General features: G+C 40.7%; 23 protein-coding genes and 2 rRNA genes. 4 read left to right on the top strand and 21 right to left on the bottom strand.

The genetic code is table 11. The features are described 5' to 3' along the window. Nucleotides 1–6: 6 nt before the first annotated feature. The 3 genes from tsaB to WH214_RS12830 form a co-directional block, all read right to left on the bottom strand. Nucleotides 7–672 (bottom strand): tRNA (adenosine(37)-N6)-threonylcarbamoyltransferase complex dimerization subunit type 1 TsaB, encoded by a 666-nt coding sequence (gene tsaB / locus WH214_RS12840; RefSeq protein WP_339421654.1) that lies wholly within the window; start codon nt 670–672, stop codon nt 7–9. A 128-nt stretch (nt 673–800) separates the two neighbouring features. Further along, nucleotides 801–1,331, bottom strand: a complete 531-nt coding sequence (locus WH214_RS12835; protein ID WP_339421655.1) for a gamma carbonic anhydrase family protein — start codon at nt 1,329–1,331, stop codon at nt 801–803. A gap of 23 nt (nt 1,332–1,354) precedes the next feature. Further along, on the bottom strand, nt 1,355–1,957 hold the full coding sequence (locus tag WH214_RS12830; protein ID WP_339421656.1) for an NUDIX hydrolase: 603 nt from the start codon (nt 1,955–1,957) through the stop codon (nt 1,355–1,357). Between the two features lie 123 nt (nt 1,958–2,080). Here WH214_RS12830 and WH214_RS12825 point away from each other — a divergent pair, with 123 nt between their 5' ends. Further along, the gene (locus WH214_RS12825) at nt 2,081–2,629 is read left to right on the top strand and encodes an NUDIX hydrolase (protein WP_010325974.1); all 549 of its coding nucleotides are present in this window, start codon (nt 2,081–2,083) and stop codon (nt 2,627–2,629) included. A gap of 60 nt (nt 2,630–2,689) precedes the next feature. Here WH214_RS12825 and filF read toward each other — a convergent pair whose 3' ends face one another. The 6 genes from filF to filA form a co-directional block, all read right to left on the bottom strand. Next, the gene (gene filF / locus WH214_RS12820) at nt 2,690–4,609 is read right to left on the bottom strand and encodes a putative pilus system protein FilF (protein ID WP_339421657.1); all 1,920 of its coding nucleotides are present in this window, start codon (nt 4,607–4,609) and stop codon (nt 2,690–2,692) included. A gap of 19 nt (nt 4,610–4,628) precedes the next feature. Then, nucleotides 4,629–5,846: a putative pilus assembly protein FilE gene (gene filE / locus WH214_RS12815; RefSeq protein WP_339421658.1), complete on the bottom strand. Its 1,218-nt coding sequence runs from the start codon at nt 5,844–5,846 to the stop codon at nt 4,629–4,631. A 29-nt stretch (nt 5,847–5,875) separates the two neighbouring features. Continuing rightward, on the bottom strand, nt 5,876–7,540 hold the full coding sequence (filD, locus tag WH214_RS12810) for a putative pilus system OmpP1/FadL family transporter FilD (protein WP_339421659.1): 1,665 nt from the start codon (nt 7,538–7,540) through the stop codon (nt 5,876–5,878). A 12-nt stretch (nt 7,541–7,552) separates the two neighbouring features. After that, complete coding sequence (filC, locus tag WH214_RS12805; protein WP_339421660.1) at nt 7,553–8,686, bottom strand: putative pilus system protein FilC; 1,134 nt, start codon at nt 8,684–8,686, stop codon at nt 7,553–7,555. Nucleotides 8,687–8,732: 46 nt separating this feature from the next. After that, complete coding sequence (gene filB, locus WH214_RS12800; protein WP_004695004.1) at nt 8,733–9,566, bottom strand: putative pilus system C39 family peptidase FilB; 834 nt, start codon at nt 9,564–9,566, stop codon at nt 8,733–8,735. Nucleotides 9,567–9,752: 186 nt separating this feature from the next. Next, a complete protein-coding gene (gene filA / locus WH214_RS12795; protein WP_234304013.1) occupies nt 9,753–10,721 on the bottom strand; it encodes a putative pilus system protein FilA in 969 nt (322 codons plus the stop codon). A gap of 253 nt (nt 10,722–10,974) precedes the next feature. Between filA and WH214_RS12790 the strand changes: the two genes are divergently transcribed. Next, nucleotides 10,975–12,324 carry an anthranilate synthase component I family protein gene (locus tag WH214_RS12790; protein WP_339421661.1) on the top strand — a complete coding sequence of 450 codons (1,350 nt, stop codon included), beginning with the start codon at nt 10,975–10,977 and terminating at the stop codon, nt 12,322–12,324. Between the two features lie 71 nt (nt 12,325–12,395). On the opposite strand, the gene hisC is transcribed toward WH214_RS12790, so the two are convergent. Together hisC and hisD are read right to left on the bottom strand one after the other, a co-directional pair. Then, on the bottom strand, nt 12,396–13,487 hold the full coding sequence (hisC, locus tag WH214_RS12785; protein ID WP_339421662.1) for a histidinol-phosphate transaminase: 1,092 nt from the start codon (nt 13,485–13,487) through the stop codon (nt 12,396–12,398). A gap of 174 nt (nt 13,488–13,661) precedes the next feature. Then, nucleotides 13,662–14,963, bottom strand: a complete 1,302-nt coding sequence (hisD, locus tag WH214_RS12780; protein ID WP_339421663.1) for a histidinol dehydrogenase — start codon at nt 14,961–14,963, stop codon at nt 13,662–13,664. Between the two features lie 176 nt (nt 14,964–15,139). Here hisD and WH214_RS12775 point away from each other — a divergent pair, with 176 nt between their 5' ends. Next, nucleotides 15,140–15,484 carry a nuclear transport factor 2 family protein gene (locus WH214_RS12775; RefSeq protein ID WP_339421664.1) on the top strand — a complete coding sequence of 115 codons (345 nt, stop codon included), beginning with the start codon at nt 15,140–15,142 and terminating at the stop codon, nt 15,482–15,484. Between the two features lie 73 nt (nt 15,485–15,557). On the opposite strand, the gene hisG is transcribed toward WH214_RS12775, so the two are convergent. From hisG to WH214_RS12750, 5 genes are all read right to left on the bottom strand, one after another. Further along, entirely contained in the window at nt 15,558–16,259 is a 702-nt protein-coding gene (gene hisG / locus WH214_RS12770; RefSeq protein WP_339421665.1) for an ATP phosphoribosyltransferase, read from the bottom strand. Continuing rightward, entirely contained in the window at nt 16,256–17,515 is a 1,260-nt protein-coding gene (gene murA / locus WH214_RS12765) for a UDP-N-acetylglucosamine 1-carboxyvinyltransferase (protein ID WP_339421666.1), read from the bottom strand. The genes hisG and murA overlap by 4 nt, the downstream gene beginning before the upstream one ends. A 6-nt stretch (nt 17,516–17,521) precedes the next feature. Further along, nucleotides 17,522–17,773 carry a BolA family iron metabolism protein IbaG gene (gene ibaG, locus WH214_RS12760; protein ID WP_004695019.1) on the bottom strand — a complete coding sequence of 84 codons (252 nt, stop codon included), beginning with the start codon at nt 17,771–17,773 and terminating at the stop codon, nt 17,522–17,524. Between the two features lie 136 nt (nt 17,774–17,909). Continuing rightward, nucleotides 17,910–18,242, bottom strand: coding sequence for a ribosome hibernation-promoting factor, HPF/YfiA family (gene hpf, locus WH214_RS12755; protein ID WP_004695021.1), 333 nt, complete (start codon nt 18,240–18,242; stop codon nt 17,910–17,912). 171 nt (nt 18,243–18,413) lie between these two features. Beyond that, on the bottom strand, nt 18,414–19,868 hold the full coding sequence (locus tag WH214_RS12750) for an RNA polymerase factor sigma-54 (RefSeq protein WP_339421667.1): 1,455 nt from the start codon (nt 19,866–19,868) through the stop codon (nt 18,414–18,416). 325 nt (nt 19,869–20,193) lie between these two features. Between WH214_RS12750 and WH214_RS12745 the strand changes: the two genes are divergently transcribed. Beyond that, a complete protein-coding gene (locus tag WH214_RS12745) occupies nt 20,194–20,748 on the top strand; it encodes a DJ-1/PfpI family protein (RefSeq protein WP_335999679.1) in 555 nt (184 codons plus the stop codon). 59 nt (nt 20,749–20,807) lie between these two features. Here WH214_RS12745 and WH214_RS12740 read toward each other — a convergent pair whose 3' ends face one another. The 5 genes from WH214_RS12740 to WH214_RS12720 all read right to left on the bottom strand — a co-directional run. Next, the gene (locus WH214_RS12740; protein ID WP_058868985.1) at nt 20,808–21,119 is read right to left on the bottom strand and encodes an ankyrin repeat domain-containing protein; all 312 of its coding nucleotides are present in this window, start codon (nt 21,117–21,119) and stop codon (nt 20,808–20,810) included. An 84-nt stretch (nt 21,120–21,203) separates the two neighbouring features. Next, nucleotides 21,204–21,902 carry a tetratricopeptide repeat protein gene (locus tag WH214_RS12735; RefSeq protein WP_078426241.1) on the bottom strand — a complete coding sequence of 233 codons (699 nt, stop codon included), beginning with the start codon at nt 21,900–21,902 and terminating at the stop codon, nt 21,204–21,206. 344 nt (nt 21,903–22,246) lie between these two features. Next, nucleotides 22,247–23,596 (bottom strand): aromatic acid/H+ symport family MFS transporter, encoded by a 1,350-nt coding sequence (locus WH214_RS12730; RefSeq protein WP_339421668.1) that lies wholly within the window; start codon nt 23,594–23,596, stop codon nt 22,247–22,249. A gap of 492 nt (nt 23,597–24,088) precedes the next feature. Next, nucleotides 24,089–24,203, bottom strand: a 5S ribosomal RNA gene (gene rrf, locus WH214_RS12725). 179 nt (nt 24,204–24,382) lie between these two features. Next, a 23S ribosomal RNA gene (locus tag WH214_RS12720) occupies nt 24,383–24,704 on the bottom strand; the annotation flags it as partial.

Genomic DNA, 24,704 nt, shown 5'->3' with positions numbered 1-24,704 from the left:
CCCTAATTATGCTTTGCCCTGTTCCGGGATTTTTTTCCAAGCGTTATCACGTAAATAGACTGGAAGTGCAAGTTCGGCACTCACCCAGTGTTGTTGCTGTGCATTCTTGCGCGCAATTGTGGCAATATCTTGCGCAGTTGCACTCAAATCTTTGTATTGTATTTGTGATGGGTCAATTAAGGTTGCGCCTGAACCAACTAAAATAAACGGTGTACATTCAGTAGCCGCTGCATAGCTTAAAAGCTGTTCTTTATCGACGGCTTGCATAATGCCATCTGCATCTAATTGAAAACTTGCAATATAGACTTCACTCATGCGAGCGTCTAAAACTGCTGTGACTGTGGTTAGACCATGCACACGATGCGCAGCTTGTGCGAGCGCTTGTAAGGTTGAAACAGGAACCACAGGCAAATCATTCGACCATGCCAAAGCTTGAGTCACGGCGGCATTAATACGAACGCCGCTAAAAGAACCGGGACCACGGCTAAAAGCGATACAAGACAAATCTTCTGTCTTAATATCCAACTGTAAAAACCCTTGTTCAATCATTGGGAGAATCGTTTGCGTTTGTGCTTTTGCGCGCGTATCCAATTGGAAAAAAAGTTCTTGATTTTCATCTACAATAGAGACGGAACACTGCTCATTTGCAGATTCCAATGCCAGCACTTTCATGCACAACCTTAATGATTTAATCTATAAAAACGTGGCTATGATACTCCACTCAAAAGCACTAGGCGAGATGTTCTCAGAACAGAGCTAAAAAAGCCTAGAAAAATCTAGGCTAAATGGGAAAAATAAGCTTATAACTGTGCCAGCTCTAAATCGATAAATTGTTTAAAGTGTTCTGCATAATGCAGTGCACTCATTTTCAAACGTGCCTCAGCCGTTTCATCCAAAGTTTTGACGACTTTACCCGGTGAGCCCATGACTAGAGAATTATTTGGAATGACTTTACCTTCCGGAATCAGCGCATTCGCACCAATAATACAATTTTTCCCAATCACAGCATTGTTTAAAACTACGGCATTAATCCCAATCAGACTATTATCCCCCACTGTGCAACCATGCAACATGGCTTGATGCCCAATCGTGACATAATTGCCAATATTCATTTCAATCCCAGCATCGGTATGTAAAACCGCATTTTCCTGAATATTGGTAAAGTCCCCTAAACGAATTTTGCAATTGTCTGCACGTACGACCGCCCCAAACCAAATACTAACCTGTTGTCCCAATTCGACTTGACCGATCACTGTAGCATTTTCCGCAACCCAACCATTCCATGGTTGATGCATTGCTTGTGGGGAATGACCTTTAAATTTGTACAACATATTTTTTCCTTAAAATACTCAACTTACTTGGGGAACCGAAAAGTCGGGGAATTGACTAAAAATGGCCACTCTTTATGGTAGCCCAAACCATATTGAAATAATGCAATCAACATCCGTGCTGTTAGCCCCCAAACAATTTCATTTTCCACCCGCATACTCGGAAAATAGAGAGATTGATGGGCAAAACGAACTTCATAAGGCACCGCAGGCACTTCCATCAGCTGTTTGAGTGATGCAAAGAAAATACGATCAATTTCTGTCGGCTGGGCAACCAGTTCAACTTCAGGCGGAATCAGCCCAACCACAGGTTTGACCAGCATGCCATTACGGGCTTTTTGCATTGGCAAATCACCGAGCAACTGTACATCAAAAGGATTCAATGCGGTCTCTTCATAGGCTTCACGCAAGGCAACCACGATATTACTGGTATCTTGCGGATCTCTTTTTCCGCCAGGAAAAGACACTTCACCAGCATGATTAGATAGGTAAACAGAGCGACGGGTCAGTAAAACTTTGGGATCGTCTTCATTGGTGATCGCGATTAACACAGCTGCATCTGCCGATTTAATTTTGCTTGAAAACCGTAACTGTTGCTGCAGTATGCCTGTTAATGAATGTTCATCCATTGAACGTCGTCCCCATCATTATTTTTTTCATCATAGCTGAATTTGATACTGAAAAAAGAGAAATGATGCCAAAATTTAATTTTTAAGTTATGCTGAGTCTGAACTTTATCATTGATGATGAATATGGACTTTTGCAGCAATTGCGGACAAAAAACAACAGAACAAATCCCTCTTGGCGACCATCAATTGCGTCGTGTTTGCACCTCTTGTAGTTCTATTCATTATGTGAATCCTAAAGTGATTTGTGGCGCACTCGCACTTTGGGAAAATAAAGTATTGTTATGCCGCCGCGCTATTGAACCGCGTTATGGGCTATGGACTTTACCAGCAGGTTACATGGAATTGTTTGAAACCATGGAACAAGGTGCTGCACGAGAAACCCGTGAAGAAGCTGAAGCGGAAGTTGAAATTGAACAGCTATATTGCATGTACAATATTCCGCGTATTGGTCAAATTTATGTGCTCTTTAAAGCGAACTTAGTGGATGGAAAATTTGGTGCTGGCGAAGAAAGCATTGAATGTCGTTTATTTGAAGAAGATGAAATTCCTTGGTCAGAACTGGCTTTCCCAAGTGTCGAACATACCTTACGTCACTATTTTGCTGACCGTAAAAGTAATCAATTTAATCTTCATCTCGAAACCCTAGGTACACGCTTAGACCATACAGGTTAATGTTGCCTAATATCAAAAAAAGCCCATCGATGATGGGCTTTTTTTGTGTTTACAACGATATTATTTTGCTAACACCTTATAGCATTCAGCAATTTCAATTGAAACCTCACCCTCACGGAAGTCCGCAGCCGCTCGATTGGCGATGCTATTTTTTTCATAATAGTTATTCAAATACGCTTTATAGATATTGGTCCACTTTACCCCTGCACCAGAAAAATCACTGAGGGAAATATAAGCACTTTCATTAACATTGGCAGACAATAAATTACCGAGATTAACACGTGCCCCGCCAATCACTGTAGAGGTTTGTTTTCCTTCACTATTTACATCACTCACAATATTGGTATTTGCACCAATAACCGCGCCATCAATTTTATCAAAGATAGGATTTGCCAAGAGGATACGGAAGGTTACAGCTTTATTTGAAGTATCTGTCGCACCCAGTGTTCCAATTCGGTACTGTACTTGATTGTTATCTGTCGTTAAGGTTGCACCCGTTGTTAGTAGTGGTGTACACGCCGTCGTTTTATTACTAGCGGACTGCATATCAGTACGAATATCACCCGATTCATCAATTGCAATGCCTAAAGCTATGGTATCACTAGAGTTTTTAGCCTTAAAAATTAAGTTGGCATACAGTGGAAAAATATACTTCTGTCCAGCCGCTACATTGCTCTTAGACTTAAATACATCATTATCTAAATAGCCAATTGGAAAAATTTTAAAGGCATCAAATGAACCTTTGAAGGTATCTGTGCCATAGTTTTGCTGCCATAAACCATAGGATGATGGGCTAGCATTCGGATCCTTAGTTAATTGTTTATAAAATTTTTCCGTCCCTGCAATCAAATAATCATTAAACAGCTTGCCTTGGGTAATGGTGAAATCATTCGAATTTGGATCTATCAGATTAAACTTAAACGGTTGCTGAATACTTTTAGTTAAGGGGTTAATCCAAGACGTTTGTGCTAAAGCATTCATTTTGGCAGGTTCAATATTTTTCAGTAAATCGACCGTCACACTGGTTGCCAAATCACTGCCTAATTGTTCTTTTAATGGTCCACGCCACTGTACACCTGAACCAAAGGTATAACCTTGTCGATCCGTTAAAATAATAAAGCTTCCAATTAAATGGCGAAGATTAGCAGGACTGGTCTTACAGTCTGTAGCATTACAACCATATAAGCCTTGCGGTAAACCAATCCCTGTCTTGTCCGATAGGGCGTTTGCAAAAATCGGGAAGTCAGCTTGGTAAGTGGCAGAGTTATTCATGAGCACCAATGTTTGGACCACTTTAAAAGCATCTTCATTGCTGACTTGACTGACATCAATCCATGGTCGGATTTTATCGACATACGCTCCCGAAGCATAATCTTCAGCACTAATTGATGCCAATAGGAGTGATAAGTCTGCTTTTTTAGAGGCTAAAATACCAAAAGGTTGTACATCACCAACCACCCCAGCACCACGCTCTAGACCTAAAGCTTGAAAAATTTTCGCCAAAGCCATCGCAATTTTTACGGTCTTATCGTTTGGACTCAAACTGGTTACAGCCGTTCTACCATTTAGCCCTTTTGCCATATCTAAAATACTGAGGCGTGGCAGTGACGCTGAAGCCGTACTCACATTGCCAATTTCAGATAAGGGAACTGTACCGAGTTCGACCTGTTTATCTGAACTTCCAGTCAACAAGAAGTGAATTTTGTCCCCTTCAGAGCATCGGCCTGTTGCCGCATTGGTTTTCGGCTCCATCAGAGTCATATACGTATTATCGGGGTCGCTACTACAGACAAAATTAATTCCATCAACAGGATAATCTAAGGCAAACTCAACACAGTTTTTATCTTTTAGCAAACAGCTTCCGTTGACAGAATTCACTTGATTCGGCTCTGGATTCACATTGGCACTTTCTCCACCACAACCAGCTAAGGCAACAACCAATGTCGACAAGGTAAATGGCCATAAAATTTGTTTTTTCATTTTCATACTCTATTTATTTTTAGCGAATTGCGATTAATTTTAACTGACCATGATTGGTTAGAACTTTATGTTCGACATCTACAGCGGAAGAGAGTGGTGTCAACAATAAATAATGGCTTTGTTTAGGTACATGTAAAATACCTGCGATCATTTCATGCGATAACATAGAGGGTGAGTTTTCATCATTTTTAAACCCTCCTGCCCCTTCAAGCACACAGGCATTTTGGTCTAAGAACACAGCAAAAGGCCAATAAAATGTGGGATCACTTTGTGTAGATGCATACGAATTTAATTGAATATTTTGAATATTGCTGCCCACTTTGATGATTTCAAATTCAAAATTTTCTTTGATCGGCTTTTTCGGCCAAACATTAATATCGTGATTGGCTTGTAAGCTTTTTGCTTTTTTCAGCTTTTTATCCTTAAAACAGGTTTGTCCTAAGCTAGCGATCGTGTCTTGTTGTGACATTCGGTAATAGGTCGATGCTAAGGCAATCGGTGCTAAGTTTTCTTTTTGCTTTGGTTTAAACATAGCGTTAAGGACAGATTTACTCACTCCTTTTTCTCGCTCAATGACCTGAAAACGAGTCGCTCCAGTTTTATGATCAATCACTCCTTCAGGCATGGTATAAAAACGACGTTTGCCTTCTAAGTTAAATTCACGGTCTTCTAAATATTCATTGCGAACGTAATCAGTTCCATCCATTTGATTAAACATGTTTGAGGATGCAGTTGATTTCTCTGCACTTACCGAATCCGTATGCGTTATGCTTTGAGGCGTTGATGCAGGCTTAATGGTTTGAGTATTACTCACTGGGGCTTGCGGGATCTGCTGAGTGGTTTCAATCACTTTTTGTTGAACCAGTACCTTGGTTTCAGTTTTGCTTAATAGACGCTCAGCCTGAATCACTGTAGAAGAAGTGACTTGCTTCTCAGCAGAAAGTTTCTTTTTTGGCGCAGGCTTTGTATCTGGTAAATGAGCCTTCATTTCGGTTACAGGCTGTATCGGCTGTGGTGCAAATTCCTGAGCGGGCATTAGTACTGGTACTCTGACCTCAGAGACTTCACGCGTTTCCTTTTCTTCCTGCTTACGGCCCTGTTTCACTTGCTTTTCTGGGGACTCACTGGCTTTGCCTTGTACCACCATCGATCTACCATCTGGACCAATAATCGTAAAAAACTCTCCCGCAAAACTTGCATTCGAAATCCAACCCAATAAGCATAGTGATGAGGGCAATAAAATCCTTTTTATTGTATTCAATGTGCTTACCACCGTGTTCTATAGTTCAACCCTAAAATCGTAATGGTTGTATCTGTTTTTACATTTAAACCGGCATACGGGTTTAATAAAATATTATTTACCCCAGTTTGGTTCGCTAAGCTACTAGAATTTGCAGGAATTTTATCTCGGCTTTGCAAAAAACCAATCGATAGATCTAAATCAGTATCTGCATCAAAACGATAACCAACACCCAAACCAAACAAGCGTGCATTGTTAATCGGCACCATGGTATTCCGCTTATCATCAGGGATCGCACTGGTGCGTGGTTCATAGCCTGCACGGAGTTTTAAACGATCTGTTGCTGAATATTCAATCCCAATACCGTAGTTCCACGGTGACTCAAAAGCCAAAGGTAAAGCCAAACTACTATCGGAGATATTGGCTGAAAGCAATTTTGCAATTTTGAGCGCCGAAACTTGACGGTCAAATTCAAATTTAAATTTATCCCATGCTTTATAGTCGGTCCATCCCACATCAACATTGACTTGTAAATCGGGTAAAAGTTTATATTTAATCCCCGCTTGGAAATGTGCTGGATATTCTAAATCCATTGATACCAGACCCGACTCACTGGCTGGCACAGACTTTGGAAATCCCATAACAGCAGCCAGAATCTGTCCTGTTGGGGAGGACATCAACCCCTTAATGAGTTCTTGTGGTGCTTTAGCATTGTCTATGTGATATTTACCTTTCATCCGCATTTTGGCAGCACTTTGGTAGACTACACCAAAACTAAAATCTTCTGTCGGCTCCCACAGCACACCCAAGTTATAGCTTGGGCTCAGAGACTGTTCTGCTGAAAGTTCGAGTTGACCAAAGCGCCCGAAAGGATTCATTCCCTCTTCAGCATTACACATGCCCAGCAAGAGAATGTCGGTAATCACATCAGAGTTTTCTTTAAATGGGGTACAGACTACATCATCAATCATACGCAGCATCCCAATCAACTCATTGGGAAAACGTAAATCATTTTTTAATGCTAAAGCTTGATAAGACATCCCAATTGAACCACCAATGGAAAGCTGATCATTGATTTGGTAGGCCATAGACGGTGATAAATAGGTGATCCGTTCTAGCGCAACTTGTTGACCCATAAAGTTGCCAGGATTGCCATCTTCCGCACCGAATCCTGCAATTAATGGCGCATACATGGCAGTTGCAAATGTCATTTTAGAGCCTGGCGGATTATATGCTATACCCGCAGTCGGGGCCGCCACAGGCATACCTTTACCCAAGTCCACCATTTTCTTCAAACCAGGTACATATAAGCTCGGGTATTCAACATCACCGCGGACTGGCCCTTTAAAGTCGGTACAGATATCGGCATCAACTTCAGGCCCATCATTACAAACAATTGGGTCATCTGAATAGCCAAACACGTTATAACCTGCGGGAACAGAGAACTCACGCTCGATATTAAAATCAGCGAGAATACCCTGCACATCCGTTTGTAAGCCTTCAATTTTGGTCAGTGCTGCTGGGTTAAAGTGAATAGCACTGATTCCAGGTGGATCAGCAGTGACTGCATTGCCCATAGCCAAAGAGCGAATATCAACTGATAAGTTTTGCCCCAACGCAGCAAAGGTAACACTAGAATAGCCCGTTAATAATATGGCAGACACCAAAGGGCTAAGTCGGATATTTTTCATACGACTCCCCTATTATTTAAGCTTTTTTCCAAAACCAAGAATATCTAACGGGAAAGACAACCCTAATGACACATCAGGTGCATCTTCTGTTAAACCAAGGCCAACCGTTCCATTCACAATTGTTTCAGGTGAAACGCGTACACCTAAGGAAATCGCAAAAGTTGAACTGGTTTGATCTGCTGGAGAGTAACTTTCCCCCGAGCTATAGGTAAATTCAGCCCCAGTATTGAAACTTTGTTGGTATGACATCGTCATCGAGACATCATAGTTAAAGGAATAGGCAAAACCGAAGGCAAAACCACCACTAATCCCAGGTTCAAACTCTTCAATCACACGGCTACCACGGCGCTGATCTAAGCCCGATTCTTTAAACCCATAGTTTGCAGAGACCGATGCAAACAGCACCACGGGATCAATATATTTACGCGTACTTGCCCCAATACCTGCTGAATAATACCCTTTGCCTGTTGCTAAGTCTGAAGTGGCATTAATTTCATAAGGGCTATCCCCAGTTTTGGTGGAAACGTTACCAAATAAAATCAAAGGCAAACGGCCAGCTTTGAGTGGAAAAGGTTCCCAACGCGCACCAAAGGAAATGTCCCCAAGACCTGCTGTAGAGGTGTCTTTTAATAAGTCCGTTTTGGCAACCAAAGGCAATGATGCTGTTAAGGTTAAGTTATCTCTTAAACCATACTGTGCCGTAAAGGTATTGGTTAGACTGTGCGTAGCATTCTCTTGTACCCGTAGTTGATAGAGCTGACCTTGTGCCATCTCTAAATCAAGTTGAGTATCTCGATAGTAGGTATAATCAATGTCGTAATAAGATGAAATATCACCTTGTTTAATCAATGAATACTGCCGTTCATTTGAGGTAAAAACTTCTTCTAAGTTGGTCTCTTTAGTTGCATCACCCTCTTGCTGCTGCAATGCAGAAGACGCTGCTTGTTCAACACTTCCAGTAGTTACGGATGCTGATTTTGCTGGTTGCTCAGGTTCACTTATTTGATCAGATCCTGCTTGTTCTGTCACAGTTTCACCGACTGTTTCATATCCTCCTAAGCTCGGTTCTTCCGCAGCATAGGCCACCCCAAGAATCATCTGCACACTCACTGCGAGGAGTGTTTTATTCATCCATGTCTTCATCATTGTCCTTACCTACACCATTGTTCTTGTTTTATTTTTTTTTCACACTTTATTTGTTTTTATAATAAAGCCTGAGAAAATTGTATGTCGGCTGTCCATAATATTCCGACTCTTTATTTTTATTACGCTCTAGGCGAATTGTAGATGCACGATCGGCTATTTTTTCCATATAGTGTTGCGGATATTGAATATCGACGAGTGCATAGCGATTGACCGTAGCATCATCTACATGTCGCAGATCGGCTTCCTGTAAAGCCAACATATTTTTACGCATTTCAGTCGGAACATTAATTAAAAACAACGTGTTATTTTCCCAAACATCCTTGAAACGTTGTTCATCAAAACTAATATTTCCTAAGGCAGGATCGGCAACATAGACCCGTCCATCTTTATAGCCCTTATACACCACAAAATGTTTAAAACCAGCATAGGAGATTGGAACAATGGCAGGTTGACCTTGCTTAACCAAATCTTCAAATTCGCCCTTGTAGCCTCCACTTTCTAAACCAAGTGCAGTCACAAAGCGTTTCATGTCCAATAAAGAAAAACTACGACGCTCAATAATTCGCTCATATTCGCCATAGCGAAGCAAGCCATCCATGGTTTGTTGTTCTGTAAGTTGAGCACCGACATAGCCATTGATTAAGGTGGTCAGTGCTGCTGAACCACAACTATAGTCATAAGCTTGACGGACAATGCCTCGAAATTGGTCTTCTACAGCAGGGTTAATTAGGACAGGTTCATGATGCATTCTGGTAAAAGATGCATTTCGAGAGTCTAAAACTTCAGTATAGTAAACCGCTTCCGCTGGTTTTTTCTTAATATCAAAGGCTTCGGTGGCAAAGTAATACATCATTGCTGAGCCCAATGCGATCTCTAACATAGCTTTTTACTTTTTTTAATAATATAGGCATCCCGCCCATTTTTTGTTTTTAGAGTTAATACTCTATATCCATACATTCAAGAAGATACTGTGTTTTATCTAAAAAAAATAGTCTTTTTTGCATTTTTTATGAATATATTTTAGAAAAAAAGCGCGTGAATTCACGCGCTTTCTTAAACTCTAATTTTAGTGACCAGAAATGGTAATCACAGCACCTGGCATGTATACACCAGCAGCTGGGCTAAAGTAAGTTTGCATACCTTGAACCTCTACATCACCAATGGATGCAGCATTACGGCTACCCAAATGTACACCTTTAACATAAGTATCGTGCGCGCCACTTGTGCTAATCATACGAATATAGCCCTTATTCGCACCCTCTTCACCAATCACACTAATTTTTTGATTCAGTGTTAAATCTAGAGAATTTGCATCTGCAACTTTAATGCTTTCAACAAAGATTTCGCCTGCTGCACGTGTTGCTGTTTTAGTTGAGTTATCTAAGATACCGAGATCTTTAATTTCTAAACCACCAACCATAGTCGCGCTTAATTGGATCATTGCGCCTTGCGGTGCAGCACCTAGTTGGATGTTTGCAGACATTGGACCTGTTTTCAGTGATAAACCACTTAAAATCGGATTCACCGTACCTGTACCACCACGGCGGATAGATGTTGCACCAGTTGCAGGCATATCAGCTGAAGCCACGACACCAATTTGACCAATATTAATATCTAGACCTGAAACTTGAGCTGCAATGTTAATAAATGCATTACCACCGTTTGCATCTGTGTCAATTTTCAAGTCAGCTAAGTTACGAGAAGGAAGTAAATATGCCCCAGCATTATCATAGTTTGCACCAATGACAATACCGTTAACTTTATTTACATGCGCTGTACCATCAGCATTATCTTTCCCATTACCTTGAATAACGATAGCACCAGCCGTGGCAGTACCGCCATTTGCAACAGCTAAACCATCATTATCATGAACAAAGACTTTACCAATTTCGATTTTAGAAATACCGATACCGATATTTATACCATCTTGACCTGTAGCGGCACTGAGCGAAGCATCATCCATTGCTTGCATTGCCATTGCATTTGCACTGATTGCCATTGAAGAAACTAAAGCAAGTTTAGTAATAATTTTCATCGTGTTCCTCTCCTAAGAGCTTTATTTTTGTGATATCGATCACTCGGTGTTAGTTACTGTTTTTTTATTTTGTCGCAGTATTAACACCTATCCTTGAGTGACTTTATTGCCTGAACTACGTTATATCTGAGTGATTTTTTGATCAACTGCTGTTGGTCGCAATCCATAGCTTACCGATAAACGGTATTTCCTCTATGCGTACACGCACAATGCGGTAAAATAGCCTGAATTTTTTGATCCTATTTGCGTTAGCATGACTCTAAGCCAATCATTTAAAAAGATAATTTGTGATTCAACCTTCTCTGTATCTCATATACTACAGGCGTTGAATGAGCTCACACAGTTAGTCTATTTACAAAATGCCGATGCACCCGTCATTGCTTTTTTACCTGAACGTTACCAAGTTTTTCAAAAAAACCAGCACTTTTTCTTTCAACGCACACAGGATTTTTGTTATATCCGTGATGACGAAGAAATAGACATTTCCAGTAATATTCAGCCAAGCTCAGAACAAAAAGAAGCATCTTTTAGTGGCGGACTCATTGGATTCGTCAGTTATGATTATGCCGCCCAGCAACACGTTCCGGTTCAAATTAAGTCACAGCCAAGCCTATTTTTAGGTTTATACAGCAGTTATCTACAATGGACTGATGCAGGCTGGCTATTTTGCAGTAGTGATTCACAAGCCGAACGCATTTATCGCAAAATTGAATCGTATTTATTACAGCCATCGGCCTTAACTCATTCACTCCAACTTGAGTCAATCTGCCAAGCACGCTGGACTAAAAATCAATACAAGCAAGCCTTTCAACAAGTACAGGAATACATCAAAGCTGGGGATTGTTATCAAATCAATCTCACACAAGAGTTTACCGCCAAAGCACACGGTCAACTCCTAAGTGTGGTCGAGGCATTTTGGCAATTGACTGATGCACCTTACTCGGGCTATCTCCGTATCGATGATTTTGAGCTCTTAAGCTGTTCACCCGAGTTGTTTATTGATTTTCAAACCCATCGTAAAATCATCACTAAGCCGATTAAAGGCACCATGCCGCGCTTTGCAGATCCAGTCTTAGATGAACAATCTAAACAATGCTTGATGGCTTCGGAAAAAGACCAAGCTGAAAATGTGATGATTGTTGATCTACTGCGTAATGACTTGAGTGTTTATGCAGAAACAGGCTCAGTCAAAACACCTAAACTGTTTAATATTGAAAGCTTTAATCAAGTCCATCATATGGTCAGCGAAGTCGAAGCAATACTTAAGGCAGAAGTCCATCCCTTTCACGTGCTGCTCTCTGCGCTACCTGGCGGGTCTATTACAGGCGCACCTAAAATTCGAGCGATGCAGATTATTGAAGAACTCGAAGGTGCACCACGTGGAGCGTACTGTGGCTCAATGGGTTATTTTAATTTCGATGGTACGGGTTCTTGGAACATTCTGATTCGCTCTATTCAAAAATTCCAAGATGAGATTTCGCTTTGGGCTGGCGGTGGAATTACCATTGCATCAGAGTGTGAGGCTGAATACCAAGAATGTTTTGACAAGGTCTCAGCACTGCTTAATTTACTCAATACCTTTGTGCAAACAGACGCTGAATAGCCTCCAAAATAAAAAAGTGAACCTTCACATCAGTGAAGGTTCACTTTTCAAAGATCAAAACTGTTGAAAGTTTATTTTAAAATATCATTTTTCAATGTATCGACTAAGCGTTGATTTTGTTGATCAGTTCCAACCGTGATACGTAAAAACTGGTTAATACGCGGTTTATTGAAATAACGCACAATAATGCCTTGTTCACGTAATTCAGCCGCTAATTCAGCCGCATCTTTGCTAGGTAATGATGCAAAGATAAAGTTGGCACTTGATGGTAAAACGTTAAAGCCCAGCGCGGTCAATTGTTCAACCAAATGTTCACGGCTTTGAATCACTTTTTGATTTTGCGCTTCGAAATAAGCTTGATCTTCAAATGAAGCGACCGCAGCGGCTATCGCAAAACGGTCCATCGGATAAGAGTTAAAACTATTCTTCACCGCTTCAAGTGCCGCAATCAAATGCGGTTGAGCAATCGCAAAACCAACCCGTAAACCGGCCAATGAACGAGACTTAGACGTGGTTTGACACACCACTAAATTCTCGTATTTTTCCACCAAACTGACTGCCGATTCAGCACCAAAGTCCACATAAGCTTCATCAATCACCACGACTGAATTTGGATTGGCTTGAAGTACTTCCTCAATTGCTGCCAAACCAATATCTATACTGGTTGGCGCATTTGGATTGGTGATAATTATGCCGCCATTGGCTTGTTTATAGTCATCCACCACAATTTCAAAGTCATCATTGAGTGGCAAAATTTTGGTTTTGACCCCAAAGAATTGGCTATAAACAGGATAGAAGCTATAGGTAATATCGGGATAAAGTACAGGCAGCTCTTGCACAAAAAAAGCTTTAAAAATATGTGCTAAGACCTCATCTGAACCATTGCCAACAAAGACATTTTCCACCGCAACATTTTGTTGTTTCGCAATCGCCTGCTTTAACGCAGAAGCATCTGGATCTGGATATAAACGCAATACATCTGCGGAGTTTGACAAAATTGCTTGAACAGCCTCCACCACTTTTGGTGAGGGTGGATATGGGTTTTCGTTGGTATTGAGCTTCAATAAATTTTGAATTTTCGGTTGTTCACCTGGCACATACGGTTCTAATTCACGTACTTCAGGACTCCAAAAACGCATTTGTTCTGTAGTGATATTTGACATTGACTATCTCATTTATGCACTCAACTTACTTGTATGTAAGCCCTCTCCTTCTAGGAGAGGGTTTGGGAGAGGTTTATGATGTCCCAAACTGAATTAAATATTTTCCTCTCTCCTAACCTCCCCCATAGGGAGAGGAACATTCATTACTGAACACATGAGAGATCTAAATTTATATTATTGATAACGATAACGTGCCGAACGCGCATGCGCATCTAAGTTTTCTTGTTGCGCTAAGATATCTGCGGTTTTCGCCAAAGTTTTCACACCTTGCTCAGAGCACATAATCAAACTTGAACGTTTTTGGAAATCATATACACCCAGCGGCGAGGAAAAGCGTGCCGTACCTGAAGTTGGCAAAACGTGGTTGGGCCCTGCACAATAGTCGCCGATTGCCTCTGGGGTATAACGCCCCATGAAGATTGCGCCTGCATGGCGAATATCTTCAGCCATTTCCTGTGCTTCATCTAGGCACAGTTCTAAATGCTCAGGCGCGACTTGATTAATCAGCTCAACGGCTTCAGCGCGGTCTTTCACAAGCACTAATGCGCCACGATTGGCAATCGATGTACGCGCAATCTCTGCTTTAGGTAAAGCTTGCAAATGCGCTTCAATAGCCAGTTCTACATCATTTAACAACTGTTCATCCGGTGTAATAAACACCGCTTGTGCCACAGTATCGTGTTCAGCTTGGGACAATAAATCCATTGCCAACCATTGTGCGTTATTTACGCCTTCAGCATAAACTAAAATTTCAGATGGCCCTGCAATCATGTCGATACCGACTTGACCAAATACTGCACGTTTCGCAGCCGCGACAAAACGGTTGCCCGGCCCTGTAATCTTATCCACCGCTGGAATCGTTTCTGTACCATAGGCTAAAGCCGCAACCGCTTGTGCCCCACCAATGGTAAAGACACGGCTGACACCAGCCAAATAAGCGGCTGCTAATACCAAAGGATTCAATTCACCATTCGGTGCAGGTACCACCATAATAATTTCAGGTACACCTGCCACATGCGCAGGTACAGCGTTCATCAGCACAGAAGATGGATAGGAAGCTAGACCACCTGGCACATAAATACCCACGCGATCTAAAGGCGTTACTTTTTGCCCAAGTGTATTCCCCAAGGCGTCCACATAGGTCCAGCCTTCTTGTTTTTGTGCTTGGTGAAACTCACGAATACGGTTTGCAGCAAGCTCTAACGCCTCGCGGACTTCGCTACTCAAACCCTCAAAAGCGGTTTTTAGCTGTGCTTGGGTCAGTTCTAAATCTGAGAATTGATGCGCGGGATGTCGATCGAACTGTTGAGTGAGTTTAAGAACATGAGCATTACCATGCTGACGAACATCAGCGATGATTTGATCTACGGTTTTTAAAAGTTCTGGGTCACTCACGGTTTCAAAAGCCAACAAATCAGCAAAGACTTGTTTAAAGTTCTGATCTTGAGTCGATAAACGTCGCATCAATTTATCCACAATGAAAATAAAGGGAAGCTTTAGTTTACCTTGTTTCCTGTATTTTGTGGGCAACAATCCTCCAGCTAAACACGGAGTGTCATGAAAAATTACTTTTAACTTCATCGGGAAATGAATCTGATTCAATATTTTTAAACTAGAATTATTAAACATGACTAAAAAACAGGCAAAACAAGATGACCCTCACGGACATAGCCACATACTTTTCAACGGGACAATTTAGCCGAATCCAACAGCATTTTTCAGAAACCATTACATGGGAAATTGTGGGTGAACAACGGCTTTCAGGTTTTGATCAAGTACTCAAGCATTGCCAGTCTATCGAACATTATTTTACGACGGTCGCGCATGAGTTCCATATTCAAGCAATTCATCAAACGGGTCATCATGTGATTGTTCAGGGGGAAGCACAATTTCATGACGCCAAGCAGACATCCCGAATTTCTGCTTGTGATGTCTATACTTTTAACAATTTGAATCAACTGGCTCAAATTCAGTCCTATTGTATTTCAATCCAATAAAAATATTAAAAATGAGCAGGTACAAAAAAACCGCCATCATCGATAGCGGTTTCTTTAAACAAAAAAGATCAACTTATTTGTTTTTTAACGCTTCACGTTCAGCGACTGCTGCTTCTAACTGTGCAAGAATTGGGTTTAACAATGCTTGCTTACGTTTGAAACTTGCCTTGTTCACGATCAAACGTGAAGACACTTTACAAATTTCTTCCAGAGGTTCTAAACCATTGGCACGTAAAGTATTCCCAGTATCAACCACGTCAACAATGTAATCGCCCAAACCCACCAACGGTGCAAGTTCCATTGAACCGTACAACTTAATCACATCGACTTGCTCACCTAAGCTTGCATAGTACTGACGGGTTAAGTTTACGTATTTAGTGGCAATTTTTAAACGCCCTTTGGGACGCTCCATGCCAACTTTGCCCGCGGTCATCAGTTTACATACTGCGATTTTTAAATCGAGCGGTTCATAAACGTTTTGCGCGCCATGTTCCATAAGCACGTCTTTACCCGCAACACCAATATCAGCCGCACCATTTTCCACATAGGTGGGTACGTCAGAAGCACGTAAAATTAAAATACGGACTTGTTTATGGGTGGTTGGGAAAATTAACTTACGTGATTTATCAGGATCTTCCAGTAAGTTAATTCCAGCCGTTTCAAGTAAAGGCAGCGTTTCTTTTAAAATACGACCTTTACTCAATGCCAATGTTAAACCATGATCAAAATTGCCCATTACGTCAAAATTTGGATCATCGTTTCTCATATCGCTCATGAACTTACTCGCTTAATTTGGGCGCCTATACCTTGTAATTTCGCTTCAATATCTTCATAACCGCGGTCAATATGATAGATACGATCAATCAGCGTCTCACCATCCGCAGCAAGTGCAGCTAGCACCAGCGAGAAAGAAGCGCGTAAATCTGTTGCCATCACAGGTGCTGCAGAAAGTTTCTCTACACCCGTCACGACAGCATCATTACCTTCGACCTGAATATTGGCACCCATACGTGACAATTCAGGCACATGCATAAAACGGTTTTCAAAAATCGTTTCAGAAATAGTAGCAAAACCACGGCCAATAGCATTGACCGCCATAATCTGTGCTTGCATATCGGTTGGGAAGTCTGGATGTGGAAGCGTTTGGAAACTCACTGCTTTCGGGCGTTTACCCATCATATCCAGTTCAATCCAATCATCACCACGGGTCACTTCCGCGCCCATTTCTTCAAACTTTTCCAAAACCGATTCCATCAAAGTTGGATCAGTATGTGTAGTTTTTACACGACCACCAGTAATGGCCGCAGCAGCCAAATACGAACCAGTTTCAATACGGTCAGCAACTACAGCGTATTCACAGCCATGTAGTTTTTCAACACCTGTTACCACTAAGGTATCTGTGTCTAATCCTTCAATTTTTGCACCCATCGCGATCAACATTTTCGCAAGGTCCGTAATTTCAGGTTCACGTGCCGCATTACGAATCGTAGTCACACCTTCTGCTAACGCCGCAGCCATTAAGATATTTTCGGTACCACCCACGGTCACCATATCAAAAATGACTTCGCCACCTTTCAGACGGCCATCAACTTTAGCATGTACATAACCCGCTTCAACTTCAATCACTGCACCTAAAGCTTCTAAAGCTTTTAAGTGTTGATCGACTGGACGCGAACCAATCGCACATCCACCTGGCAAAGACACTTTTGCACTACCATAGCGCGCCACCAATGGGCCCAGCACTAAAATAGATGCACGCATAGTTTTCACCAGCTCATACGGTGCAAACTGATTGTCCAGTGTTGAGGTATCCGCAGTAACCGTGTCACCTTCATAGGTCATGGTAATGCCTAGACCACCAATCAACTGCACCAAGGTATTTACATCTTTTAAATGCGGCACGTTGGTGAGCTTGGTTGGGGTTTCAGGCAAAATCATTGCTGCAAGCAACGGCAAGGCAGCATTTTTAGCACCCGAAATACGAACTTCGCCTTCGAGCTTAGTGCCACCTTGAATTAAAAATTTATCCATCTAATTTTAAGCTCCGAATAAGCTTGCTTTACGCCATTCTTCTTTAGTCATTGCACGAATAGTCACCGCATGCACTTCGCCACTTGCGATATAAGAATTTAATGGTGCATAAACAGCTTGCTGACGTGCAACAGGACGTTTGCCTTCGAATTGGTCGTCGACAATACGTAAGTCAAACTTTCCGCCTTGCCCACTAACTGCAACTTCAGCTTCAGGAAAAGCAGCTTTTAAAATTTCAGTGAGCTGTTCACTATTCATCACAAAGACCTCTTATAGGACCAACGGTGTAAAAACCTGCCATTTTACTATAAATCTGAAAAATAAATCATAAACCCGCACACTTTATATATAAAAAAAGAGGTTTTAAAAAACCTCTTTTTGCATAAAAATCAAACTAAATGGCGATCGGTTGGTAAACCTGCTGCATTTTACGGTGCTTATCGAGCTGTCTTTTTAGTTTTTCTGATAATTTTTTAATCGACGTATACATATCATCTGCTGAAGCCTGAGCAAAAAATTCAATGCCCGGTAAACGGATAATTGCTTCTGCAATATGATTGCTACTGCCTTTTTTAGTATGTTTATCGACCTGATGATCTTTGGTTAACTTCACCTGCATACTGTTCACCTGATCAATATGCTTGGTCATTTCTGCAAATTTGCAGCGAATGGTATCTTCAATAGCTGGGGTAATACTCAAATGATGTCCACGAATTGTTATTTGCATATATCTATCCCTCACCTTCATTAGGATTAATGAGGAAAAGCCAAGACGATTTAATGACTACAAAATAACCAGCGCGCATAGAAGCATCAAATCATTTTAGCCATTCCTTAAAGAAAAAAAAGGTTCATTATGTTGTCATAATGAACGTCTAGAATACTCAGATTTTAAATTTTAGATCAAGACTTTTCGTTCAGAAGATGACGGAATATGTAACGATTCACGATACTTCGCCACTGTCCGACGCGCTACATCAATCCCATCGTCTTTTAAAAGATTAGCAATTGCGTTATCAGACAACGGTTTACGTGCATTCTCTTCAGCAATCAATTTTTTAATCTTGGCACGAATTGCAGTTGAAGATGCTTCACCGCCTGAAGTTGTGCCCACATGGCTTGAAAAGAAATATTTCAACTCGAACAAGCCGCGCGGCGTCAGCATATATTTGTTCGTGGTCACCCGAGAGACGGTCGACTCATGCAATTCAACTTCTTCTGCAATATCTCGAAGTACCAACGGTTTCATCCCTTCAGCACCAATTTCTAAAAATGCGCGTTGATGTTCAATGATACACGTCGCCACTTTCAGTAAAGTTTTATGGCGTTCATCGACACTTTTAATAAAGTTCTTCGCATCCAACATTTGATTACGTAAGTACTGATTATCTTCACTTTGATCAGCACGCTTAATCATATTGGCATAAAACGAGTTCACACGAAGTTTTGGCATCACATCAGGATTTAAAGCCACTTGCCATTGTTCGCTTTTCTTCATTACTACGACATCAGGAATTTGATAGTCTGAGTCTTTATCTTCAAACTCAAGCCCTGGATACGCTTTTAGGGTTTTCAATAAATCAACCGCGCACTTGAGCTGCTCTTGATTTAAACCCGTTTGTTTAATCAGTTTCGCTAGTTCATTGCTGATCAATAGTTCATAGTTTTTCAGCAGATTCATGGCATCATTTCGACACGCGGTCTGCATCGGCAAGGCTTCCAACTGTACCATTAAGCACTCTGCAAGATTCCGCGCCCCAACGCCAAGTGGGTCTAAACGCTGAATATGCTTGAGCACCACAACCACTTCGTCATCTTCGACTTCGTCGTCATAGTCCATGCTGGTTAAAAGATGTTGAACTGAAGTGGTTATTTCTGAAATATCACTGTCTAAAAAACCTTTATCGTCCAACGAGTCAATAATGCAATAAGCAATCAACATATCTACTTGCGAAAAATGCAACAGATTGATTTGCTCCAACATATGCTCTTTTAAGCCCAAATGACCTTGGCGATTATCTTCTCGCTCTTCAAATTCTGCCGCGCCCAAACTGGTTGGTTGATGCGTATAGACATCATCCCAGTCGGTATCGACGGGTAAATCATCGGGTAAATGGTCGGCGTTGAGTTCGTTGGTCAAATCTTTCTTATCCTGTTCTTGCTCTTGCACACTGGATAAGCTTTCGATAGATGACTGTTCTTCTACTTTTTCTAGGAGCGGGTTGCTGTCGAGTTGAATCTGAATTTCCTGTTCAAGTTCAAGGCTCGACAATTGAAGCAATCGAATAGCTTGTTGTAATTGGGGGGTTAGCGACAAAGAGTTCGAAACTTTCAATCCAACCGATAACTTCATAAAACCCTACTCATCAATACAACTATTTTTAAAGCACGCTTTATAAGCAATTTTTGTGCCGTTTTATTTTTTATAGCATAGAAAATTCAAAAAACCTACATTTTTTGAGCCGATTGTTTTTCATTTTCTGTCTAGTTTTAGACTTTATGGATGTCTTAATGCATATCAATTATTGAAAAGGATCATTAATACCTTCACACAGTCCAGAATTACACGAAACACTACATCGGCTGCTTTCACTTACTTACAAGAGTCCGTTAAATCAAAACATCTGAATCATGCTGCTTTGTTAGGCTAAAGCATAGACATTTTTTAGGGGGTTTATATGACTCAAAAAGTATTGTTCATAACCTCAAATGTAGGCGTAGAGCATGATGAGCTAATTCATCCTCTCCATTTTCTACAGTCCAAAGGCATAGAATGCATTCATGCTGCCATAGAGGCTAGCGATGTTCGAACTGTCAAAATGGACTCAGACTCGGCAGCAAGCTATCCTCCAGACGTCGATTTGGATCATGTTCATTATGACGACTACGACTTGCTGATTATCCCCGGCGGTGCAGTTAATACTGATCTATTACGCCAACATCCCAAAGCGCTCGAAATTATCCAGAGTTTTAGCAAACAAGCCAAACCGATAGCTGTGATTTGTTATGCGCCTTGGGTTTTGATTAATGCTGAACGGATTCAAGCTAAACATCTGACTTCGCATCAAAGTATACGACTCGATCTGGAAAATGCAGGTGCTATATGGGTCGATGAAGCCGTTCACACATGTAATGCAGGTGGTTGGACACTCATCAGTTCACGTAATCCAGAAGATCTTCCCACTTTTAATCAAGTGATATTGAAAGAACTTGAATCCAATTCGTCCGTTTAAGACTCCATAAAAACAAAAGAGCCTGATATTGAGCAGGCTCTTTTATTTATCTTTAAAAGTTACAGGCTTTTTAAGTATTCAATAATTTCTACTTGTTCTGCCATTTCAGCCAGTTGAAGCGCAGTGTATTCACCTTTGTAGTAGACATTCGCACCTTTTTCAACCAATAGTTTCACGACTTCTAGATAGCCATTTTCAGCCGCTGCTTGAAGTGCGCTATAGCCTTCATCATCGGTCGAGTTCACATCTACACCATTGGCGAGACTTTTTTCTACTTCAGCGAGTTCACCTAAAGAAGCCCAATACACCAGTTCAGGTAAATGCAGTTCATCATCGTTTTCAGGAATTGGGGAGAATGAGTTGAGTTTCATAGCAAATATCTCATAATAAATTAAGATGAAAAATCAAAAATACACAATGATGACTTTCTGACACGCATATTGAATTAAAGCCATCTACTTTTCGCTTTCCTTATATTGCAGAAGAATAGACTTAGCAATTGTTTGGCCTTGCTGCTTTTGCGCTGAATCTAATATCTGATCAAAATTTTTCAGATTCAGCTTTGCCTCAGAATTGCCACTTTCTGCAGCTAAATAAATCCATGCATACCCAATAATAAAATCTTTTTTTATACCTAGGCCTTGCGCATATAGAAGTCCAATCTCATTATAAGCAGGAGTATGAAATTGTTCAGCTGATTTCAAATACCATAAGAGCGCTTTAGGAAAACTTTGTTGAACATATTCCCCTTTTCTATACATTTGCCCTAAATTAAATTGAGACTGCGCATCGCCTACTTGAGCAGCTTTAATCTGATATTCCCAAGATTTTTCCATATCCTTTTTAACACCTTCCCCTTTTGAATACATAACAGCTAAATTCGAAAGAGAAGGCGCATAATTTTGATTTGCAGACTGTGTAAATAACGCGGCAGATTTGGCTAAATTCTTTTTAACGCCATATCCTTGATAGTACATGCTTGCTAAATAATGGATTGCTTGAACATCTCCTCTATCTGAGGATTTTTCAAACTCTTTAACAGCCAATGTATAATTTTTCTTAGAATACGCTGTTAAACCGTCCTCTACGGAACAAAATGCCGAACTTGAGAAACAAAGAAAATTTAAAAATACTAAGATGCTTATATTCTTCATTTAATCCAGATCCTGAATTCATTAGTTTTTGATTGAGTTTCAATACTTTTTAAAATTTAATCCGCATATAAAAAGCATCCTGACCATTTAGATCAGGGTATTTAGGAATAATAGGCTGATGATGATTTACTTGCAGATGAGCCACCCCGCCAGTGCCAGCACAGCTAAAATTTTTCACCTCGAAAATCCAGAAAAATTAAATTTTTCCATTAATACAATGGTAATGCATTCTCGATCAAATTTTAACAGAACTGAATTCCTGGCATTGCCTTTTGCCCGCATGCGATCAGCAATAATGCAAAAAAGCCCCCAATAACTGGAGGCTTCTTTTATCAATTTCTGCCTTAAGCCTTGGCCGCCGCTGGCGAACCAGACTTAAGCTTTTCAGATTCATCCTCATGCATAATCAGTGCAACCGCAATAGCAGTAATCAACACAGGTAAACCCACTGCAATAAAGTTAAAGTGTGCAGGCAAATTCATTCCCAACAAACTACCAATTAAAATTGGTCCAATGATTGCACCCATACGACCAATCGCAGACGACCAACCAATCCCAGTTGAACGAACAGCAAGCGGATAATACTGGGCGACATAGCTATAAAGAAGCATTTGCGAACCGATCGATGCAGCACCCGCCAAGAATACTAAAATATATAAAAGGAATTGATTCGATTGAAAGCCCATCAAGCTCATTACAACAGCACCCATCATGCCCAAGCACATCAGCACAGGTTTCAAATGGAAGCGATCGGCTAAAACTCCTCCCCCCACAATACCAATCACAGCACCAATATTCATCACCATCATAAACATCAAGCTATTGTCCATTGAGTAGCCTGCTGCCATCATTAACTTCGGCAACCAACTGCTTAAAGCATACATAGTCAGTAAGCAGGTGAAGAACGCCACCCAAAACAACAAGGTATTTACCGCACGACCACGTTTAAATAAGCTCACAACATTTGCAGATTCTGGCACATCAACCTGATGCAACTCAAAAGTTGTATCTTCTTTTACTGTCACCGTTGGTGCTAAACGACGAACAATTTTACGTGCTTCCGCCTGACGGTTTTGTTGCACAATAAAAGTCAAAGACTCGGGCAAAAACTTCCAAATAACAGGTAACAACAACAAAGGAATACCTGCAATAAAGAACATAATTTGCCAACCAAAACTTGGAGTAAACCACGCACCTAACAATGCAGCCATTACACCACCCACAGCATAACCACTAAACATTGTGGTTACTAAGGTACTACGCATTTTTTGTGGTGCATACTCAGATGTCAGCGCAACAAGGTTTGGCATTACCCCACCAATTCCAAGTCCCGCAAGGAAACGTAAAACCGCAAATTCTGTTGGGTTTGATGCAAAACCACCTGCACAGGTAAGCCCGCTAAAAAGCACAATACAGATCATAATGACTTTTTTACGGCCAATTTTATCCGCCAAAGAGCCGAATATCATTGCACCAAACATCATGCCTGCTAAAGCGGTACTTGCAAGCATACCCGCCTGTACAGCACTTAAGCCCCAGTCTTCCATTAATAATGGCAATACCACACCATTAATTGCCAAGTCATAACCATCAAATAAAATAATTAGCAAACACCAAGCAACAACTTGAAAATGGAAACCCGAAAATTTTGCACGATCAATAATATCATTCACATTAACTGCTTTAGCTGACATTATTCACCTCCTATGAGCTATTGTTTTATTGCACTTTAACTAGCGCCCTTCAGTTTTTATAATGTGCTAATTCAGCCCAAACAGAAGTCATTCATCAAAGTAATTTGGTGTTATATTCACACAACTTATAATGATATAAAAATTCAACATTAGTCTAAATAATTGATTTAATTCGCATTAAAAATAAATAAAACCAACTATTAATACTCGATTTTCTTTTAGAAAATAAAATAAAAAACAACAATAAAAGCCTAACTTAAATTAGATATAAATATAGTATTTAGCTGATAGTAAAAATTAATTAAAAATATGAATAAAAAATATAGATTTTAATTTAAATAATAATTATGACTATTTAGAGCATTTTATTTAATTAAGATAAACGCCAAATTACGTAAGATTCCTACCCTCATCTTTCATTATTATCCTTTTTATCTCCCACGCATAAAAAATCCCCCTCAGCGATTAGCGGAGGGGGATTTTGAATTAATGAGCTGGCGATGACTTACTCTCACATGGATAACTCCACACTACCATCAGCGCTAAGAGGTTTCACTTCTGAGTTCGGGAAGGGATCAGGTGGTTCACTCTTGCTATTGTCGCCAGCACAACTGTTTATGACTATTCGTTGGGTCTTATTTACACATTGTGTATGCCTAACTTTCATCAAATGAGTTATTAACAGAACATCTGAGTTAATTTAATTTGCACATTGTACTTAGCTTTATAACTAAATCAAGTTGTTTGCAGTGATTTGAACCACAACACCAACTGTTTGGGTGTTGTATAGTCAAGCCTCACGAGCAATTAGTATTGGTCAGCTTCACATATCACTATGCTTCCACATCCAACCTATCAACGTCGTAGTCTTCAACGGCTCTTTAGAGGACATAAAGTCCTAGGGAAATCTTATCTTGAGGTAGGCTTCCCGCTTAGATGCTTTCAGCGGTTATCCCTTCCGAACATAGCTACCCGGCGATGCGACTGGCGTCACAACCGGTACACCAGAGGTTCGTCCACTCTGGTCCTCTCGTACTAGGAGCAGATCCTCTCAAATTTCCAACGCCCACGGTAGATAGGGACCGAACTGTCTCACGACGTTCTAAAC

Origin of the sequence: Acinetobacter sp. MYb191 (assembly GCF_037572605.1) — a bacterium.
Taxonomy (GTDB): domain Bacteria; phylum Pseudomonadota; class Gammaproteobacteria; order Pseudomonadales; family Moraxellaceae; genus Acinetobacter; species Acinetobacter johnsonii.
This window is presented reverse-complemented; position numbering and strand designations above follow the sequence as displayed.

Coding starts and splice junctions, on each gene's coding strand:
- tsaB (WP_339421654.1), bottom strand. CDS start 672: ATGAAAGTGCTGGCATTGGAATCTGCAAATGAGCAGTGTTCCGTCTCT.
- WH214_RS12835 (WP_339421655.1), bottom strand. CDS start 1,331: ATGTTGTACAAATTTAAAGGTCATTCCCCACAAGCAATGCATCAACCA.
- WH214_RS12830 (WP_339421656.1), bottom strand. CDS start 1,957: ATGGATGAACATTCATTAACAGGCATACTGCAGCAACAGTTACGGTTT.
- WH214_RS12825 (WP_010325974.1), top strand. CDS start 2,081: ATGGACTTTTGCAGCAATTGCGGACAAAAAACAACAGAACAAATCCCT.
- filF (WP_339421657.1), bottom strand. CDS start 4,609: ATGAAAAAACAAATTTTATGGCCATTTACCTTGTCGACATTGGTTGTT.
- filD (WP_339421659.1), bottom strand. CDS start 7,540: ATGAAAAATATCCGACTTAGCCCTTTGGTGTCTGCCATATTATTAACG.
- filC (WP_339421660.1), bottom strand. CDS start 8,686: ATGATGAAGACATGGATGAATAAAACACTCCTCGCAGTGAGTGTGCAG.
- filB (WP_004695004.1), bottom strand. CDS start 9,566: ATGTTAGAGATCGCATTGGGCTCAGCAATGATGTATTACTTTGCCACC.
- filA (WP_234304013.1), bottom strand. CDS start 10,721: ATGAAAATTATTACTAAACTTGCTTTAGTTTCTTCAATGGCAATCAGT.
- WH214_RS12790 (WP_339421661.1), top strand. CDS start 10,975: ATGACTCTAAGCCAATCATTTAAAAAGATAATTTGTGATTCAACCTTC.
- hisC (WP_339421662.1), bottom strand. CDS start 13,487: ATGTCAAATATCACTACAGAACAAATGCGTTTTTGGAGTCCTGAAGTA.
- WH214_RS12775 (WP_339421664.1), top strand. CDS start 15,140: ATGACCCTCACGGACATAGCCACATACTTTTCAACGGGACAATTTAGC.
- hisG (WP_339421665.1), bottom strand. CDS start 16,259: ATGAGCGATATGAGAAACGATGATCCAAATTTTGACGTAATGGGCAAT.
- murA (WP_339421666.1), bottom strand. CDS start 17,515: ATGGATAAATTTTTAATTCAAGGTGGCACTAAGCTCGAAGGCGAAGTT.
- ibaG (WP_004695019.1), bottom strand. CDS start 17,773: ATGAATAGTGAACAGCTCACTGAAATTTTAAAAGCTGCTTTTCCTGAA.
- hpf (WP_004695021.1), bottom strand. CDS start 18,242: ATGCAAATAACAATTCGTGGACATCATTTGAGTATTACCCCAGCTATT.
- WH214_RS12750 (WP_339421667.1), bottom strand. CDS start 19,868: ATGAAGTTATCGGTTGGATTGAAAGTTTCGAACTCTTTGTCGCTAACC.
- WH214_RS12745 (WP_335999679.1), top strand. CDS start 20,194: ATGACTCAAAAAGTATTGTTCATAACCTCAAATGTAGGCGTAGAGCAT.
- WH214_RS12740 (WP_058868985.1), bottom strand. CDS start 21,119: ATGAAACTCAACTCATTCTCCCCAATTCCTGAAAACGATGATGAACTG.
- WH214_RS12735 (WP_078426241.1), bottom strand. CDS start 21,902: ATGAAGAATATAAGCATCTTAGTATTTTTAAATTTTCTTTGTTTCTCA.
- WH214_RS12730 (WP_339421668.1), bottom strand. CDS start 23,596: ATGTCAGCTAAAGCAGTTAATGTGAATGATATTATTGATCGTGCAAAA.